The 16,271-nt window shown below is 38.0% G+C and carries 18 protein-coding genes; 8 read left to right on the top strand and 10 right to left on the bottom strand.

Annotated features, from left to right (window positions below; genetic code table 11):
- Nucleotides 1–343: 343 nt before the first annotated feature.
- From RM539_RS12450 to RM539_RS12410, 9 genes are all read right to left on the bottom strand, one after another.
- Complete coding sequence (locus RM539_RS12450) at nucleotides 344–778, bottom strand: 3-hydroxyacyl-ACP dehydratase FabZ family protein (protein ID WP_311503727.1); 435 nt, start codon at nucleotides 776–778, stop codon at nucleotides 344–346.
- A gap of 19 nt (nucleotides 779–797) precedes the next feature.
- On the bottom strand, nucleotides 798–1,592 hold the full coding sequence (locus tag RM539_RS12445) for an enoyl-ACP reductase FabI (protein WP_311503726.1): 795 nt from the start codon (nucleotides 1,590–1,592) through the stop codon (nucleotides 798–800).
- Complete coding sequence (locus RM539_RS12440; protein WP_311503725.1) at nucleotides 1,586–2,638, bottom strand: type III polyketide synthase; 1,053 nt, start codon at nucleotides 2,636–2,638, stop codon at nucleotides 1,586–1,588. The genes RM539_RS12445 and RM539_RS12440 overlap by 7 nt, the downstream gene beginning before the upstream one ends.
- A gap of 9 nt (nucleotides 2,639–2,647) precedes the next feature.
- Complete coding sequence (locus RM539_RS12435; RefSeq protein ID WP_311503724.1) at nucleotides 2,648–3,364, bottom strand: methyltransferase domain-containing protein; 717 nt, start codon at nucleotides 3,362–3,364, stop codon at nucleotides 2,648–2,650.
- On the bottom strand, nucleotides 3,361–4,488 hold the full coding sequence (locus RM539_RS12430) for an NAD(P)/FAD-dependent oxidoreductase (protein WP_311503723.1): 1,128 nt from the start codon (nucleotides 4,486–4,488) through the stop codon (nucleotides 3,361–3,363). Before RM539_RS12430 ends, RM539_RS12435 begins: the two co-directional genes overlap by 4 nt.
- 75 nt (nucleotides 4,489–4,563) lie before the next feature.
- Complete coding sequence (locus tag RM539_RS12425; RefSeq protein ID WP_311503722.1) at nucleotides 4,564–5,262, bottom strand: YiaD family glycine zipper/OmpA-like lipoprotein; 699 nt, start codon at nucleotides 5,260–5,262, stop codon at nucleotides 4,564–4,566.
- A gap of 11 nt (nucleotides 5,263–5,273) precedes the next feature.
- Nucleotides 5,274–5,753, bottom strand: a complete 480-nt coding sequence (locus tag RM539_RS12420; RefSeq protein ID WP_311503721.1) for a lipocalin family protein — start codon at nucleotides 5,751–5,753, stop codon at nucleotides 5,274–5,276.
- Between the two features lie 91 nt (nucleotides 5,754–5,844).
- Nucleotides 5,845–6,006, bottom strand: coding sequence for a DUF1328 domain-containing protein (locus RM539_RS12415; RefSeq protein ID WP_311503720.1), 162 nt, complete (start codon nucleotides 6,004–6,006; stop codon nucleotides 5,845–5,847).
- Between the two features lie 129 nt (nucleotides 6,007–6,135).
- Nucleotides 6,136–8,142, bottom strand: a complete 2,007-nt coding sequence (locus RM539_RS12410) for an alpha-ketoacid dehydrogenase subunit alpha/beta (protein WP_432264629.1) — start codon at nucleotides 8,140–8,142, stop codon at nucleotides 6,136–6,138.
- A gap of 119 nt (nucleotides 8,143–8,261) precedes the next feature.
- Here RM539_RS12410 and RM539_RS12405 point away from each other — a divergent pair, with 119 nt between their 5' ends.
- From RM539_RS12405 to RM539_RS12370, 8 genes are all read left to right on the top strand, one after another.
- Entirely contained in the window at nucleotides 8,262–9,212 is a 951-nt protein-coding gene (locus RM539_RS12405; RefSeq protein WP_311503731.1) for an isopenicillin N synthase family dioxygenase, read from the top strand.
- A gap of 3 nt (nucleotides 9,213–9,215) precedes the next feature.
- Entirely contained in the window at nucleotides 9,216–9,572 is a 357-nt protein-coding gene (locus tag RM539_RS12400) for a translation initiation factor (protein ID WP_311503719.1), read from the top strand.
- A gap of 27 nt (nucleotides 9,573–9,599) precedes the next feature.
- Nucleotides 9,600–10,532 (top strand): DUF1835 domain-containing protein, encoded by a 933-nt coding sequence (locus RM539_RS12395; RefSeq protein ID WP_311503718.1) that lies wholly within the window; start codon nucleotides 9,600–9,602, stop codon nucleotides 10,530–10,532.
- A 1-nt stretch (nucleotide 10,533) separates the two neighbouring features.
- Entirely contained in the window at nucleotides 10,534–11,403 is an 870-nt protein-coding gene (locus tag RM539_RS12390; protein ID WP_311503717.1) for a nucleoside phosphorylase, read from the top strand.
- 71 nt (nucleotides 11,404–11,474) lie between these two features.
- Entirely contained in the window at nucleotides 11,475–13,529 is a 2,055-nt protein-coding gene (gene ppk1, locus RM539_RS12385; protein WP_311503716.1) for a polyphosphate kinase 1, read from the top strand.
- Entirely contained in the window at nucleotides 13,526–14,377 is an 852-nt protein-coding gene (locus RM539_RS12380) for a substrate-binding domain-containing protein (RefSeq protein ID WP_311503715.1), read from the top strand. Before ppk1 ends, RM539_RS12380 begins: the two co-directional genes overlap by 4 nt.
- Nucleotides 14,378–14,401: 24 nt before the next feature.
- Nucleotides 14,402–14,983, top strand: coding sequence for a hypothetical protein (locus tag RM539_RS12375; RefSeq protein ID WP_311503714.1), 582 nt, complete (start codon nucleotides 14,402–14,404; stop codon nucleotides 14,981–14,983).
- Between the two features lie 42 nt (nucleotides 14,984–15,025).
- Nucleotides 15,026–15,583 (top strand): GNAT family N-acetyltransferase, encoded by a 558-nt coding sequence (locus tag RM539_RS12370; RefSeq protein ID WP_311503713.1) that lies wholly within the window; start codon nucleotides 15,026–15,028, stop codon nucleotides 15,581–15,583.
- A 22-nt stretch (nucleotides 15,584–15,605) separates the two neighbouring features.
- Here the strand turns inward: RM539_RS12370 and RM539_RS12365 are convergent, their stop codons facing one another.
- Nucleotides 15,606–16,271 carry a uracil-DNA glycosylase gene (locus RM539_RS12365; RefSeq protein WP_311503712.1) on the bottom strand — a complete coding sequence of 222 codons (666 nt, stop codon included), beginning with the start codon at nucleotides 16,269–16,271 and terminating at the stop codon, nucleotides 15,606–15,608.

The raw sequence follows: 16,271 nt of genomic DNA, 5'->3' as shown, positions 1-16,271 counted from the left end.
TTAGAAGCTAAAGCGAAATGCACTAAAGTGCATAGTTTGAACTAACCCTGAGACCTCAAACAGAATAAATGTGTAATTTATAAATCCTCCAAAAATAAATCTATATAGCATGAATCCCAGAAATAATATGGTTATCCCGAATATAAATGTTTGAATTAAAATATCCTTTCTAGCTTTAAATTTCATGCTTACGCTTATTGTCAACCTATCTCAATCATTTATAAACACCCACAACTTAACATTAACAAATGTAGATGCATGTCTAATGTTGACCGGTTTCCATTCTTCACTGTTCACTGCACATTTTTTCATTTCTACCTTCTAACTTCTCTTCACTTTCCACTTATTTCATCATTCCCGCCAATACTCCTTTGCAAACCAAATTATCTTCGGTGTCAAACATTTCAACGTCACATTTTAATTTATTAAATCTGAAGTATATTTTCTCTGATCTTACCCTCACCTGCTCTCCCGGGAAAACGGGTTTCAAAAATTCAACTTCTGAAGAGCTCATTGCTATTTGAACTTTTTCTTCAGTAGACTTGCCCTGATCCAATAAAAAAATACCCATACAAACAAGACCTATCTGAGCCATACATTCAATCAAAATTACACCAGGAGTAACCGGATTATCTTTAAAATGGCCTTTATAAAAAAATGAATCAGGTGGAAAAATATAAGTTCCTGAAGCAGATTTTTCATCTATGGAGGTAATTTCATCTACAAACAGAAATGGTTCAGAATATGGTAATTTGGAAAGTATAGTTTTTATGTCCACAGCAATTTATTAGAACATTTTACATCAGGTGTTCACCTCCATTTACCGGAATTATAGTGCCGGTAATCCAACCTGCTTCATCTTTACTTAGCAGGTAAACAGCATTAGCCACGTCTTTTGGAACAGTAAGTCTCTTAAAAGGATTATGCTTAAGAGCATGTGTATGAAGTGTTTCATTATCGGGTATCATTTGAAATGAGCGGGTAACAGTAATTCCTGCCTGTATACAATTTGCCCGGATGCCATGCGGAGCAAATTCCAGGGCTATATTTCTGGTTAGGGCTTCCAGGGCCACTTTAGCTGCTGAAACTGCCGCATAATTTTTCCAGGCTTTCTTGTTGCCTTCACTGGTAAAAGATATTATACGTGCGTCTTTGGCAAAAAGCCCGCCTTTGAAAATATCCTGTGTCCAGTCATACAGGCTTAGTGCCATCGCATCTATGGTAAGCTGAAAATCGATATTTTCAAGCTGCTCTTCTTTTCCAATCATGGGTTTCAAATTTCCCTTGGCTATACTATGCAATAAGGTTCTTATTCTCCCTTCCTTTCCAAGAATTTCCTTAATCTGGCTTATAAGATTTGCCCTTTTTTCCTTCTGGATGGCATCTACATTAAAACTTTCAAATGCTACACCGGTTTCCCTTATCTCATCAAAAGATTCTTCAATATTTGGAATTTCAGACCTGCGGTCCCGGTGCACGATAATAATATTCATGCCATGTTTGGCAAGCTTACAGGCACTGGCATAGCCAAGCCCGCTACTGCCACCGAGTATAAGTGCCCAGTAATTTTTGTCTTTAAATTCTTCTACCATTGTAATAAAATTCTTTGTGCTGAAAATCCGGGGCCAAAACTCAGCATTATTCCCTGGTCCCCTTCAGGAATATCTTTTTCCAAAAAGCGCTGCAAAACATATAGCACTGTTGCACTGCTCATATTGCCATACAATCGCAGCACTTCCCGGGTATCGTTAATATCCTTTCCTAAGTTACCAAAAAGATCAGACACTGTTTGCACAATTTTTCTTCCGCCTGGATGAAAAATAAGATGGTTAACTTTTTCTATGCTGCTATTATTCCTTTCTAAAAATGGAAAAATAATATCTTCAAATTTACTAGATATAGTTTCAGGAACTGCAGGATCAAGAATCATTTGTAATCCAGCATTGGTAAGTCCAAAGCCCATTAAATGAGTGGCATCATAAAAATGGTACATTTCTTCGGCAAGAATCTTAGGTCCGGAAGCTTCTTCTTCAGAAGATAGTAAAACACAGGCCGCTCCATCCCCAAAAATAGCAGCACTCACCATATTTGCCATGCTGAAATCTTCAAGCTGAAAAGTAGCCGTAGGACTTTCAACAGCAATAACAGCTGCCTTTTTACCGGGATTAGCCTTTAAAAAGTTATTCGCATAGATCATCCCGGAAATTCCGGCTGCACAACCCATTTCAGTTACCGGAAGCCTGGTGATGTCCTGTTTTAGCTGAAGCTCATTTATGAGATATGCATCCAGCGAAGGGATCATTATCCCTGTGCAACTTACGGTGATGATATAATCAAGTGATTCCGGCTGCCACTGAGCAGCATCCAATGCTTTCTGCAGCACATTTTTCCCCAGTTTTTTTACTTCCCGCACATAAATATCATTTTTATCCTCAAAAGAAGTAGAAGTAAACACTTCTTCAGGAGACATGATGGAGTATCGTTTATCAACACCTGCGCCCTCAAATATTTTTACAATTTTTCTGCGGAACCTATCCTCTTGCCCTTCCAGCCAGCCCTCTACAAGCGGGATTACATCTGCCGTCTCCCTGGAATATTGCGGAAGTTCTTTTACTGCTCTTACAACTCTAACGCTCATAAATATCTCCTATTCTTTTTCTATAATCCATTGGTAGCGGAAAGCCCATTTCCATTTCACCTGCTGTTTTTGCGTGGGTAATTTCGCTGCCAACAATGCTATTTCTTCTTTCTTAAATCCGCGTAAAATAGAAATTAGACCATCTTTTCGGGCAATTTCGTTACTGATAAAAACCATGCAAAAGGCCTGAAATAATCTGTATGCCACTTTGCTCCTGTGAAGGTCATTTATTACAATCCCAACTCTCACCTGCCTGTAAAAATTATTCAGCAAATCTACGATTTGCCGGTCTTTAAAATGATGAAGGGTTAGCGTACATAGAATAATATCATACCGCTGATTCGTAAATTCTTCACTAAAAATATTAATTGCTGAAAATTGCAATTCCGGATAGGAACTGCTTAATTCTTTTGCTATTTCAATGGCATGAGGATTGGCATCTATGCCAACTAATTCTAATTCTTGTCCTCTTTTTCTTCCCCACTTCGCTATTTTTCTTAAAATTGCCCCATTTCCGCAACCAACATCGGCGATTTTTATTTTTTGTTCCTTCGGAATACTTTTAAGCAGCCTTTCAACCCCGTTCAAAGTAATTTCATTACCGCCAAGCCACTTATTAATATTATCAAGGTCGTGCAGGGTTTTCTTAAGTTCCCTGCCGCTCAATTCAAAATCGTCCATGATCTCGGCCATATCTGTCCTTCTGGAGGTATCAATTTTATTCATGCTGCAACAGGCTTTCCGTGGGTTCTTTTAATGATTTCGGGAAGTAAAAACGGCATTTTTCTAATCATATTTTGAGACGCTTCTGCAAGCATGGGATTTAATAATATTTTCTGAAGCAAATTGCCAGTTATTATTCTGTTTTTAAATAACTTATCCCACTTCATCTTATAACTAGCTTCAATATATTTCCTGCTCCTCTTTTCCATTTTGTAGTAATCTAAAATAACCTCTGAAGCAATTTTTGCGCTGTGTATAGCCATGGCCATGCCGTTTCCGCAAAGCGGGTGAATTAATCCCGCCGCATCTCCCAACATTAATATATGATTTTCAACCTGCGACTTCTTTTCAAATGAAACCTGTGCTATGGTCAATTCTTTCTCAAATACAGGTTGTGCATTTTCAAAAAAAGATTTCAAAACAGGATTGGTATAAAGTACATTCTCTTTATATCCATCAGGATTCTTATATTTTTTAAAACTATCGTAGGTTGCCAGATAACATACATTCACATTGCCGTTTTCCACCCTGGATAAACCACAGTATCCTCCTTTAAAGTTGTTCAGCGAAACCAGGCTATCATCAAATTCAGAACAGCGATAATGTGCTTTTACAGCCAGCCATCCGGATTTTTTCTGAATAAAACTTCGCGTTAACTTTTTATCCATTAAAGATCTTTTTCCGTAGGCTCCCAAAACAAACCGGGCTTTTACTTCAACTCCTTCTGAACATTCTACTATAAAATTGTCATTATAATATTCCACACCTGTCACTGTATCCTGAATGACTTTCGTCCCTCTTTCAACAGCTTTTTCATACAGGTAGTTATCAAGGGTGTACCTGCTTACTCCAAAACCTCCCATTTTCAATTTTGAGGAAACAGTATTACCATTGGAAGTACTAAATTTTAACCGCTGTATTTGCTTTGGTTTAAGAGAGAAAATATCTAAATCTAAAGCATTAAGATATGGCAGGATTTCTCTTGATAGATATTCCCCACATACCTTATGAAAAGGAAACTCTTTCTTCTCTATGAGAATCACACTTAAACCACTGTAAGCCAAATGAATTGCAGCTGTTAAACCAGCCAATCCCCCTCCAATTATAGCTACATCTGCATTTCTCATTAAATGAAGATACTTAAAAGAATAAAAAAATCCCGGTGCTTAACCGGGATTTAATAAATGTTTATTATTTCTTCTTTAATTTTCGGAAGTGGCTTCTTTTGCTTCTTCTTTCATTTCTTCGTTGGCAACAATTGCCAGTTCCACACGCCGGTTTTTAGCCCTTCCTTCAGCTGTAGTATTATCATATTTTGCCTGAGCCTCACCATACCATTTTGTAGTAAAACGACCCTGCGAAAGATTGCCATTGCTCACCAAATAATTCGTTACTGCCTGCGCCCTGTTTTTTGACAGGGTAAGATTATAACTTTCAGAACCCGTATTATCAGTATGTCCTTCCACAAGAACATTAGTATCAGGATATTCCTTTAAGATAGAAGAAAGTTTGTTAAGGGTTTGCTCAGATTTGGCATTGATATCAGACTTATCGGTATCAAAATATACTCCGCTATTTTCATCAAAAGTAACATTTATACCTTCTCCAACTCTTTCAACTTCTGCCCCGGGAATTTCTTCTTCAATCTGCTTGGCCTGTTTATCCATCCGGTTTCCAATATAGCCACCGGCTGCTCCACCTACAACACCTCCAATAATAGCTCCAAGTGCTGTATTACCATCACCGGTGTTGTTACCAATTACACCGCCAATTACAGCACCACTTGTAGCGCCAATCACAGCACCTTTTTGCTTATTATTTGCATTTTTTGTTGCATCACATGCAACAAGAAGACTCACTGCAAAAAGGATTGCAAATACTTTATTAATTGATTTTTTCATAACCGTTATTTTTAATTTTTACTAAAATTCATACGTATAACAAAAGCTTCCCCTTCCAGCATTACTGTTTGCTCCCAAACCATACTGTCCTGGCTAAGGCTTCTCAGATTCATTCGAAAACCCTGGCCACCCATGGTGGAATTAGCATCTTCATCTGTAGGCTTCAGGAGAAAATCATACATACCCTGCGGAGTATTTTCTTCATCTACAGACCAATTGAAAAACCGGGTTCCGGTATTACAGTTTGCACCCTGCAATGTGTATGTGCCTTGATTATTATTCGAAACAAAATCCCATGTACTGTTTTCAAAACAGGAAGCTGAAGCATCGTTTAAGAGGGTAACATTAAATGTACCTGTATTCTGGGGGTATGTAACGCTGGTTAACGTCCACCCGCCATCGAATGTTTTACGGGCTTCTTTAGCTACCTTACTGGGGCCGCAGGAAATAATAAGTACCGAAATAATTAATACGGTGAGAATTTTTTTCATCTTTTATATATTAGGTTGAAAATGAAAACCCAATGCACATGCCGGCAATTGCCGAAAAAATACATTGGATTAACTTAAATTTTACTTTTCCTTATTTTCTAAACAGTCGGCTTAAAAGTGATATAACCAGTAATACAACAAATATCCAGAAGATAATTTGAGCAATATCGGCAGCACCTTCAGCTATCCCACCAAATCCGAAGATTGCAGCGACAATAGCGATAATTAAGAAAATAATTATTAGTCGTATCATAATTAATGATTTATTGATTAGCTAAAACTAAAGTACAGTGCCACGTTACGGTGTACAAAAGATTATTAATACTTTAACAGGGAAAGTGTTAATAAATCTTAATAAAATTAAGCTTAAGTTGTTAAATTATTAGTATTCTGTTAATTGGAGTAGCTTTTCTTTTAATAGCTTTTTCGGTAAATACCCCTCCTCCAAAGCAGGGGCAAAAGGTATAGGTGTCTCCAAGCTTCCCACTCTAAAAACGGGAGCATCAAGATATTCAAAGCATCTTTCTGAAATTTGTGCTGCTATTTCGGAAGCAATACTTCCAAAAAGAGAGTCCTCAGTTAGCACAAGTATCTTTCCCGTTTTCCGTACAGATTTAAAAATAGTTTCTGTATCTAACGGCTGAAGGCTCCGCAGGTCTATCACCTCTATTTCTTCCAACTCCAATTCTTCAATTGCCTCCAGAGCCCAATGTACTCCGGCACCATAAGTGATAACTGTAATATTTTCACCTTCTCGTATAATGGAAGCTTTTCCAATTTCTACTGTATAATAGTCAGTAGGAATATCCTGCCTTATACTCCTGTATAAGGCTTTATGCTCAAAAAAGAGAACTGGATTGGGGTCGTTTACAGCCGCATTGAGTAAACCTTTGGCATCATATGGAAAGGCAGGGTAAATTACCTTTAGTCCGGGGGTTTTAATGAACCAGGCTTCATTGGTTTGGCTGTGAAAAGGGCCTGCACCAACTCCTGCTCCACAGGGCATACGTATTACCACATCGGCATTCTGGCTCCAACGGTAGTTAACTTTTGCAAGATAATTAACAATAGGATTAAAGCCTGAGCTCACAAAATCTGCAAACTGCATCTCCACTATTGCCTTCATCCCGTTAATGGAAAGACCCATGGCAGCACCTACTACAGCCGATTCACAAATAGGAGTATTTCTAATTCGCTCTTTTCCAAATTCATCTGCAAAACCTTCAGTAATTTTAAACACACCTCCATATTCCGCCACATCCTGCCCCATTAAAATCAGATTTTTATGTTTCTGAAAAGATTGCCGGAGTGCCTGTGAGACAGCATCTACAAAGCGCAATTTTTCTTTAATCGTTGAACTGTTAAAGTTCTGATTTGTAGCATCCTGAAAAACGTCATTTAATTCTTTTGTTTCATAAAAACCAGCAGGTTCTTCAGCATTTGCTTTAGCAAGATTTTCTTCAATTTCGGCTTTTGTCTCCTGCTCATACCGCTCCTGCAGTTGTGCTGTAAGAATACCTTCCTCAAAAAGATAATCCCTGTAGTTTTCTATAGGATCCTTTTTAAACCAGGAATTCATTATTTCTTCTGGAACATACTTTGTACCGCTGGCCTCTTCATGCCCGCGTATTCTAAAAGTTTTAAATTCAAGGAGTACAGGCCGTGGATTCTGCCGCATACTTTCTGCTATTTTACAGGTTTTCTGGTAAACTTCCAGAATATTATTGCCTTCAATAATGTGAGCTTCCATTCCATATCCAGCCCCCCGATCGGCCAGATGGGTACAGCGATATTGTTCATTTACAGGAGTGGAAAGCCCGTAACCATTATTTTCTATGCAAAAGAGTACAGGAAGGTCCCAAACGGCGGCAATATTTAAAGCCTCATGAAAATCTCCCTCACTAGTACCTCCCTCTCCGGTAAAAACCGCAGTAACTTTATTTTCATTTCTTATTTTATGGGCAAGGGCAATACCATCTGCCACACCCATTTGCGGCCCCAGGTGAGAAATCATCCCGATAATTTTATATTCCTGGGTTCCAAAATGAAAACTGCGGTCCCGGCCTTTTGTAAAACCTCCTCCCTTGCCCTGCCATTGTGAAAATAACCTATGTAAAGGAATATTCCTGCTGGTAAATACCCCCAGGTTCCGGTGCATGGGAAGAATATACTCATCCGGAGTTAAGGCTTTGGTAACCCCTACCGAAATTGCCTCCTGCCCTATTCCGCTAAACCATTTGGATATTTTTCCCTGTCTTAACAGGATCAGCATTTTTTCTTCTATTAACCGCGGCTTCAGCATAGACCGGTACAAATCAAGAAGTTCACTATTATCTAAATCCCGGGGTTGGTAATTAAAGGAATATGAAGGTGGTTTTCGAAGAGACATAAAAGCGAAGTTTATCAAATGTACTTAAATATGCCTCTAAAATTAAAATCTTACGGCATCTCGCTTTATTTATTTAACTTTGTTTGTCGACTCTTAAATAAAACCACACGAATATGGCTATGAATAATATTCCCAGTGTAGACCTGGCCGATTTTCTTTCTGAAGACCCTAATAGAAAACAGAAATTTGTTGATGAAATTGGAAAGGCTTATGAAGAAATAGGTTTCGTTGCCTTGAGGAATCACTTTTTAAGTGATGAACTTGTAGGAGAACTTTATAAAGAAGTGAAATCTTTTTTTAATCTTCCTCTGGAAACAAAGCGGAAATATGAAATTGAAGGTCTTGCCGGTCAAAGGGGATATATTTCCTTCGGAAAAGAACATGCAAAAGGAAAAAAGGAAGGTGATTTAAAGGAATTCTGGCATTTTGGGCAGGAACCTGCAGCAGATGCCAATCTTACTGAAAAATATCCTGAAAATGTGCAGGTGGACGAATTAAAAGATTTCAACCACGTGGGAATGGAAGCCTACAGAATGCTTGAAAAAACCGGTATTTATGTACTCAGGGCGCTTGCATTACATATTGGGCTGAAGGAGCAGTATTTTGATCATTGGGCCAGTAACGGGAACAGTATTTTAAGGCCAATCCATTATCCACCCATTACTGAAGAGCCCAAAGGTGCTGTACGAGCGGGGGCACATGGAGATATTAACCTTATCACTTTGTTAATGGGGGCTTCTACCGGAGGCCTACAGGTACTTAGAAAGGATGGCGAATGGATCGACGCAGTTCCCCAGGAAGACGAGCTTGTTATTAATGTTGGCGATATGTTGGAAAGATTAACTAATAATAAATTACGCTCTACTGTACACCGGGTAATTAATCCGCCTAAGGAAGAATGGGGCAAACCAAGATATTCTATTCCGTTCTTTATGCATCCCAGAAGTGAAATGCCTTTGAACGGACTGGAAGAATGTATAGATGAGAATCATCCAAAACAATATGAAGATATTACCGCGGGAGAATTTTTACATCAGCGGCTTGTGGAGATTGGATTGTTAAAAAAGTAAATTATGGCAAAGAAGAAACCTGGATTAGAAGATCTTGGAGGATTAGTTTTTTCAACCAATAATGATTTTGATGAAGATCAACACTCTAGTGAGGATCAACAGGAATTTCCAGAGCCTGAAGAGCAGGAGCTGGAAGCGCATTTTAGCAGTAAAGGGCGGGGTGGTAAAACCGTTACTATCATAAAAGGTTTTGTAGGACCCGAAGAAGATTTAATAGCCCTGGGCAAAAAGCTAAAAAAGAAGTGTGGCGTTGGCGGTTCTGCCAAAGACGGCGAAATTATTATCCAGGGTGACGATCGCGATAAAATAATGCAGCTGCTTGAAAAAGACGGCTATAATGTTAAACGTGTTGGTGGCTAAATTCCCCCGCACGTTTTATCTTCAATTATGAGCAGTAAAACAATTCATATAGTTAATGGTGACGGCCTTGCTGAAAAAATGCAGGAGCTTAAGCTTTCCGGTGAAGTAGTGATCTGGAGAGAGTTGCTCTGTGAGGGACCTGCTGTACAGGACGTGGGAAGCGGGAGTTTTGTAAAACTTCGGAAGAATTTTCTCTATTCATACTATCAAATTTCTAATGAAGATTATGAAGAAAAATTCATGTCTCAGCTACGCCGTTTAAAAGAAATCGAAGAATACGATACCGTAGTACTATGGTTTGAATTTGACCTTTTTTGCCATATAAATATGATAGCTGTAATCAGCTTCTTTCTTATGAACAAAAAAGAAGTACCTATGTCTTTTATATGCAGTAAACAATTAAAAGGCGACAATGGGCAGCGAGGGCTTTCCAATCTTAGCGGAAAGCAGCTTTTAACTCATTATAAAAACAGAATTGACCTGACTTCAGACGATCTGGAAATTGCCAAATATATATGGGAACTATACTGCAGTAATAATCCTATGCAGCTTAAATCGCAAATTAAGAGAACTTCAAATTTTGAATATCTTTCCAGTTGCATCAGGGCCCATATCGAGCGATTTCCAAATAGTAAAAGCGGAATAAATTCCCTGGAACGCAATGTGCTTAAAATTATTCAGCGGAATATGATTTCTTCTGAAAATCAGCTATTGGGGTATGCCCTGGAATACCAGGGATACTACGGCTATAGCGACAGCCAGATGAAACGGTTACTGTTAAAGCTGGAAGATTTTTACTATATCGATAAAGGTAAGGTTGTTCTGTCTGAAAAAGGAGAACAGGCAATAAATGAAACTATGAACTTTTACAGGGAACTTAAAAATGAAGAATGTTTTGGAGGAGCCAAAATGTATGATTTTCTTTACGACCCCGAATCACACCGATTATTAAAACTTTAATATGAGCTTGGCAGCATCAGAATTCATCCTGAATAATGACGGGAGTATATACCATTTAAATCTTTTACCACAAAATATAGCCAATACCGTAATACTGGTTGGTGACCCGGACCGGGTTGATAAAGTAACCGCATATTTTGATTCTGTTGATTTTAAAGCGCGAAAAAGAGAATTTCACACCCAAACTGGTTTCTATAAAGGAAAAAGAATAAGTGTGGTTTCCACAGGAATTGGAACAGACAACATCGATATTGTTTTAAATGAGCTGGATGCGCTGGTAAATATCGATTTTAAAAGCAGAACCCTAAAAAAAGAACTTACAAGCCTTGATATTATTCGTATTGGTACTACGGGTTCCATTCAAAAGGATATTCCTGTAGATGCCTTTCTGTTAAGTGAAAAAGCAATTGGTTTTGACTCTTTGCTTCATTTTTATGACAGCGAAAAAATTCAGGACATAAAATTCACAAAAGTTTTGATGGAGCATTTGCAGTGGTCTTCTAAAAAATCTGAGCCATACGCTGTGGACTGTGATAATACCCTTGCTCAAAAATTATCTTCTGAAGATATTTTTAAAGGAATTACAGGAACAAATGTTGGCTTTTACGGTCCACAGGGCAGAATTTTACGCCTGCCTTTACAGGATCCCAGTCTTAACCGAAAACTCGAAAATTTCTCCTGGAACGGTCAGCGTATTACCAATTTAGAAATGGAAACTTCCGGCATTTATGGACTTTCGAAATTGCTCAGGCACCGCGCGGTTTCCATGAATGCCATAATTGCCAACAGGGCCAGTGGGAAGTTTAGCAAAGATCCAAAACTGGTAGTGGACAATCTTATCAAATATTGCTTAGAGAAGCTCGCGCAGTAGTATCTTATTTAACACAATATTAGTCTCTATAGCTTCCCCTTCTTTGTATTTTTGGAGTTAAACATTTTTTTATGCCGCAACCTGACGAGAACCGCTTCAGACATCGCGACCTTAACTGGTTAAGTTTTAATGAAAGGGTTTTGCAAGAGGCCGAAGACAAAATGAATCCGCTTTATGAGCGGATTAAATTTTTGGCAATTTACTCCTCTAATTTAGATGAATATTTTAGGGTGAGGGTTTCACAGTTACGGCAAATGAAAAGGGTTAAAAAGAGTATTCGAAAAAAACTCGCCCTGCGCCCCAGTAAAATCACCAAAAAAATTATTGAAGAAGTAAAATTTCAGCAGGAGAAATTTGGTGAAATTTATAAAAAACAAATTATTCCTGAACTTGCAGCTCATAAAATTCATCTTATAGATTCAGAAGAATTTGATGACTCACAACGCCACTTTGTAGCAGCATATTTTCAGAAAAAGGTATTAAACCATTTGCAGCCAAAATTACTGGATCTTGAAAAAGAAAATGAATTGTTCCTGGAAAATGCCGTTCTTTATTTTTTTGTCACTTTTCAAAATGATAATAAGCTGGGAGTTGTAAATATTCCGGTGAATGATTGTGGGCGCTTTGTAACTCTTAAAAATCAGGGACAGCAGCATTTTATTACCTTTTTAGATGAAATAGTAAGATATAAACTACAGGATCTTTTTCCGGAGGAAAAAATTACAGGAATTTTTGAAATTAAACTTTCCCGGGATGCTGAACTTTATATTCATGATATCTATGAAGGAGAGCTTGCTGAAAAAATTTATGACTCTCTCCAGCAAAGGACAAAAGGCCAACCAACCCGGCTCCTCTATGATGCCGATATGCCCGAAAAGGCTAAGAAAAAAATAAGGGACCTGCTTCAGCTCGGTAAGATAGACATGATGCCTGGTGGCAAATATCATAATTTTAAAGATTTTTTTGCTTTTCCCGATCCTACGGAAAATAAAGAGCTGCATTTTCAAAAATTTCCTCCCATTCCGCATAAGAATCTGGAATACAGTAAAGATTATTTTAAAACTATTTCAGAAAAAGACCGTGCTTTGCATTTTCCCTATATGTCCTTTGACTATGTAGAGAATTTCCTGGAACAAGCCGTAAATGATGAAAATGTAACCGACATTAAAATTTCACTTTATCGCGTGGCTGATAAATCCAGGCTTACCTCCTCTCTGTTAAAGGCCCTGGAAAACAAGAAAAATGTTACTGTTTTTGTAGAAGCCAAAGCACGTTTTGACGAGGAGAACAACATTATATGGGGTAGAAAATTTGAAGAAAAGGGAGCTAATGTAATTTACAGTTATCCAAAGGTAAAGGTACATTCCAAAATTATGCTGATTAAAAGAATTGAGAATGGTAACAGCATAAATTATTCCTATATCGGCACCGGAAATTTTAATAGTGAAACATCAGAAATTTATTGTGACCATGCCATATTTACCGCAAATCAAAAAATTGCCAAGGAATTACTACGTCTATTTAAAGTTCTTGAAGGAGAACTCATTATTCCCAGGGAAAAGAACCTGTTAATTTCTCCTTTTTCCACCCGCCAGGAATTCAGTAAACTTATATATAATGAGATTGAAAATGCCAGGGCTGGAAAAACGGCGGGAATTACGGCCAAAATGAATAGCCTTGAAGACCTGGAAATAATAGAATTACTATATAAAGCCAGCGAAGCCGGAGTAAAAATCCGACTGCTGGTTCGTGGTTTTACCTGCCTTATCCCGGGAATAAAAGGCATGAGTGAAAATATATATATTACCAGCGTGGTGGACAGCTTTCTGGAACATGGGCGTATTTATATCTTTGAAAATGACGGAGACGAAAAAATATTTTATGGAAGTGCAGACTGGATGAGTCGAAATCTTGACCGCAGAATTGAAGTTATTTCTCCTGTTCTTGATAAGGATATTGCTCAGGAATTCAAGGAACTGCTCAATATTCAGTTGCAGGACAATGTAAAGGCGAGGATTCAGGATGCTTCAGAAGATAATAAATACGTGCAGCGCGAAAATGGTGAAAAAGCCATACGCTCTCAATACGAAATTTATAAATATTTGAAAGAAAAACATACTTCATGAAATCTATAAGAATTGGCGGAGTGCCTGAACATTTTAATCTTCCGTGGCATCTATGTATTGAAAATAACGAGTTTAATCAGGAAGAAATTAATGTTATCTGGAAAGACTTTCCCGATGGAACAGGCGCCATGAACCGGGCGTTACGTTCAGGTGAAATAGATGCTGCCGTAATTTTAACCGAAGGTATCACCAGAGATATCATTAATGGAAATCAGGCCAAAATTGTTCAAACCTATATAGGCTCCCCACTGGTTTGGGGAATTCATGTTGCGGCAGATTCGGAATATAAAAATCTGGCCGACCTTAAAAATACTACTGCAGCGATAAGCAGGGAAGGCTCAGGCTCTCACCTTATGGCCTATGTAAATGCGCAAAATAACGGCTGGAATATCAAAGATTTAAAGTTTAAAATTGTTACCGATGTGGACGGGGCAATTAATGCCTTGAAAAATGACAAGGCGCAGTATTTTATGTGGGAACACTTTACTACCAAACCTCTTGTAGATAACCATACCTTCAGACTTATTTCTGATTGCCCTACCCCCTGGCCATGTTTTGTTATTGCGGTTAGAGATGAAGTATTAAAATATAACTCAGATCGTGTCCAAAAAATGCTGGAAATATTAAACCATAAAACACGTTCCTTTAAAAATATTCCTGAAATAGATAAGATTCTTGCGGAGAGGTATGGCCAGAAGCTGGAAGATATCAGGAACTGGCTTAAAATTACTTCGTGGAGCAGCAGCCAGCTTAACGCAAATGAATTAGATGAAGTTCAGAAGAAATTACTTCAGTTAAATCTTATTACAAAAAAAGTCCCCGATTCAGAAATTCTTTATAGTTTGTAGGCTGAAATTCATCAATCACAAATCATGAAGAAATTTTACGCATTCCTGGCATTCCTATGCCTAAACTTTTCTGTTGCTGCACAGGAAAATGAAGACACCGGTTCAATCTTGGAAAAACGGGATACCGGTCAAAATGAATTGAGTATTAATGCCTTCAACATAGTGGTATTTGGAGCGCTGGATTTAGCTTACGAGCGAGTCATCAATGAAAATTCCAGCTGGTCTACAGAATTATTTCTTCTCGCACTAAACCGGGATAACGGGGATGATGGCGAACCTTTCTATAAAGATTTTTCTGCTACAGGTAGATATAAACACTTTTTTAGTTCAAATTACGCGCGCGGATTCTATATTAGTGGTTTTGGTATGATCTCAAACGGCGAGTATGATGAATACGACTACTATTACGATGAGGAAGGTTATATTTTAGACAATGACGAAAATAATTATACAGACTTTGCCATAGGCTTTGGTCTTGGTGGAAAATTTGTTTCTTCCGGTGGATTCTTCCTGGATTTAAGTACCGGGATTGGGAGGAACCTTTTCAATGAAGATTCTCCAACTATTGTAGGACATTTCAATGTGAATCTTGGATTTAGGTTTTAATTTATTCTTTAGACATCTCTTGTATAAAATGTAGCAAAATCAATGAAGATAAGATGTCTACGAACTGAAAGATTAAATTTGATACCTGTTTCTTTATCAGATCTAGAAAATGTTCATGAATTACATTCACTTCCCGAAACTGACAAGTACAATACTTTAGGTATTCCTGAAAACCAGGATCAAACGGAAAAAGTCCTTAAACAGTGGATAAGAAATAATCGTAACGGGCAACAGACAAATTTCACATTCAAAGTAGAATTAAGGGAAAGTAATCTATTTGTTGGCTTAATATCATTGAATTTAGGAAAACCAAAGTTTAAGACTGCTGAAGTTTGGTATAAAATTCATTCTGATTTTTGGAATAATGGCTATGCAACAAAATCCTTAAACAAAGTTCTGGAATTCGGCTTTAAGGAGCTGAATTTGCACCGAATTGAAGCCGGTTGTGCAGTTGACAATATTGGAAGCATCCGAACTTTAGAAAAAGCAGGAATGTTACGAGAAGGACGAAAAAGAAAAGTGTTACCTCTAAAAGATGGCTGGTCAGATAATTTTGAGTACGCAATTTTATCAACTGACGAAAGAGCATCAAATAAATAGCAGTCTCATGGAAGAGGAAACCCTACCAATCTATTGGCTCCTTACCTTTGCTCTCCAGGTACTCATTAGTTTTGCTAAAATGCCTATTACCAAACCAGTAACCACGATTAGCGCTTAAAGGTGAAGGATGGCCACTGGTAAGAATAAAGTGTTTATCAGCATCGATTTTTTTAGCTTTTCTCTTGGCATAGCCTCCCCATAAAAGAAAAACCACATTTTCTTTATCTGCGGAAATTATTTCTATCACTCTGTCAGTAAATTGTTCCCAGCCTTTATTTTGATGGGATCCCGCCTGATGTGCCCTTACCGTTAAGGTGGCATTTAGCAAAAGCACGCCCTGTTTTGCCCATCTTTCCAGATTACCATTATCGGGAACCGCTTTTCCCAGATCGGTTTCAATTTCTCTGAAAATATTTAAGAGGGAAGGCGGTACCTGCACGTTCTCTTTTACAGAAAATGCAAGTCCGTGCGCCTGGTTCACCCCGTGATAAGGATCCTGCCCCAGAATGACCACTTTGGTATTTTGGAAAGTGGAGTATTCAAAAGCAGCAAAAATATTTTTACCGGAAGGAAAACATTTATTATTGGTGTATTCATCTTTAACAAAAGCCACAAGTTTTTGAAAATAAGGTTTTTCGAACTCTTCTTTTAATTCTTTTTTCCAACTGGGATGTATTTCTACCTTCAT

Source organism: Autumnicola musiva (assembly GCF_031846585.1).
Lineage (GTDB): Bacteria > Bacteroidota > Bacteroidia > Flavobacteriales > Flavobacteriaceae > Autumnicola > Autumnicola musiva.
This window is presented reverse-complemented; position numbering and strand designations above follow the sequence as displayed.

Excerpts from the sequence above, each read along its gene's own strand:
- RM539_RS12440 (WP_311503725.1), bottom strand. The coding sequence starts at position 2,638 with ATGAGCGTTAGAGTTGTAAGAGCAGTAAAAGAACTTCCGCAATATTCC.
- RM539_RS12395 (WP_311503718.1), top strand. The coding sequence starts at position 9,600 with ATGAGCAGTAAAACAATTCATATAGTTAATGGTGACGGCCTTGCTGAA.
- RM539_RS12430 (WP_311503723.1), bottom strand. The coding sequence starts at position 4,488 with ATGAGAAATGCAGATGTAGCTATAATTGGAGGGGGATTGGCTGGTTTA.
- RM539_RS12370 (WP_311503713.1), top strand. The coding sequence starts at position 15,026 with ATGAAGATAAGATGTCTACGAACTGAAAGATTAAATTTGATACCTGTT.
- ppk1 (WP_311503716.1), top strand. The coding sequence starts at position 11,475 with ATGCCGCAACCTGACGAGAACCGCTTCAGACATCGCGACCTTAACTGG.
- RM539_RS12445 (WP_311503726.1), bottom strand. The coding sequence starts at position 1,592 with ATGGTAGAAGAATTTAAAGACAAAAATTACTGGGCACTTATACTCGGT.
- RM539_RS12410 (WP_432264629.1), bottom strand. The coding sequence starts at position 8,142 with ATGTCTCTTCGAAAACCACCTTCATATTCCTTTAATTACCAACCCCGG.
- RM539_RS12405 (WP_311503731.1), top strand. The coding sequence starts at position 8,262 with ATGAATAATATTCCCAGTGTAGACCTGGCCGATTTTCTTTCTGAAGAC.
- RM539_RS12365 (WP_311503712.1), bottom strand. The coding sequence starts at position 16,271 with ATGAAGGTAGAAATACATCCCAGTTGGAAAAAAGAATTAAAAGAAGAG.
- RM539_RS12415 (WP_311503720.1), bottom strand. The coding sequence starts at position 6,006 with ATGATACGACTAATAATTATTTTCTTAATTATCGCTATTGTCGCTGCA.
- RM539_RS12380 (WP_311503715.1), top strand. The coding sequence starts at position 13,526 with ATGAAATCTATAAGAATTGGCGGAGTGCCTGAACATTTTAATCTTCCG.
- RM539_RS12390 (WP_311503717.1), top strand. The coding sequence starts at position 10,534 with ATGAGCTTGGCAGCATCAGAATTCATCCTGAATAATGACGGGAGTATA.
- RM539_RS12375 (WP_311503714.1), top strand. The coding sequence starts at position 14,402 with ATGAAGAAATTTTACGCATTCCTGGCATTCCTATGCCTAAACTTTTCT.
- RM539_RS12420 (WP_311503721.1), bottom strand. The coding sequence starts at position 5,753 with ATGAAAAAAATTCTCACCGTATTAATTATTTCGGTACTTATTATTTCC.
- RM539_RS12435 (WP_311503724.1), bottom strand. The coding sequence starts at position 3,364 with ATGAATAAAATTGATACCTCCAGAAGGACAGATATGGCCGAGATCATG.
- RM539_RS12425 (WP_311503722.1), bottom strand. The coding sequence starts at position 5,262 with ATGAAAAAATCAATTAATAAAGTATTTGCAATCCTTTTTGCAGTGAGT.
- RM539_RS12400 (WP_311503719.1), top strand. The coding sequence starts at position 9,216 with ATGGCAAAGAAGAAACCTGGATTAGAAGATCTTGGAGGATTAGTTTTT.